General features: G+C 40.2%; 1 protein-coding gene. It reads right to left on the bottom strand.

Annotated features, from left to right (window positions below; translation table 11 throughout):
- Positions 1 to 9 precede the first annotated feature (9 nt).
- Positions 10 to 805 (bottom strand): IS5 family transposase gene (locus ACH0AB_RS11895; RefSeq protein ID WP_286130567.1). Its coding sequence is split into 2 segments (ribosomal slippage): positions 10 to 543 and positions 545 to 805, totalling 795 coding nucleotides; the frame shifts between segments, so codons are not numbered across the junction.
- Positions 806 to 875: the final 70 nt, after the last annotated feature.

Raw genomic sequence — 875 nt, forward strand, 5'->3', positions numbered from 1 at the left:
AGAACCTGTTCACAATCTTTTCAATAATAAAGTGATAAAAGCGAGATTGGTAAATTGAAGGCTGGTATTTAAATGACGCTCACAGTTTTTCCATAAACGTCTGTTTTTCTCAAGCCAAGCGAACGAACGTTCTACAACCCATCGCTTTGGTATGACTTTAAACGTGTGCAGTTCATCTCTTTTAGCAACTTCCGTGGTAACGGTTTCGCCTAAAATGGCCTTTACACTATTAGCAAAGGACTCACCTCGATAACCGCCATCAACCATCACATTTTTTACGCGGCTTAATCGTTTGGTATTTTGACGAAGTAACGTTGTAGCACCGTCACGGTCGGTGATATTGGCAGTGGTAATACAGATAGCATGCGGCAAGCCTTGGCTGTCTACTGCAATATGGCGTTTAATCCCTGATACTTTCTTACCAGCATCATACCCTTTGTATTTAGCAGTATCTGTGTTCTTAACGCTTTGAGCATCAATGATAATGAAACTGGTTTTGCCCTTACGGTTGTTCTTCTTTCGCGCTTTTTTGACTAATTTTTTTTAGCGCTTTTTGAAGCAGACTGTTGCCTTCTTCATCAAGCTCGCTCCATTTGTGAAAGTATGAGTGGACGGTGCGCCATTTAGGAAAGTCATGGGGCAACTGTCGCCATTGGCAACCTGTTCTTAGTACATATAGCAAGCCACAAAATACGTCATAAAGGTCAACCGTTCTTGGTTTGGTCTTCTTCCGAGCACTTTCTAGAATGGGTAATATGAGCTCAAATTGTTTTCGACTAATGTCACTTGGATACGCTTTTCTCATGAGTTTTTTATGTTACTTGAATTTGCTTAACACATTATTTTATCAGCTTTTTTAATCGTGAACAGGTTCT

Origin of the sequence: Moraxella sp. 179-F 1C4 NHS, from assembly GCF_045370505.1 — a bacterium.
Taxonomy (GTDB): domain Bacteria; phylum Pseudomonadota; class Gammaproteobacteria; order Pseudomonadales; family Moraxellaceae; genus Faucicola; species Faucicola tetraodonis.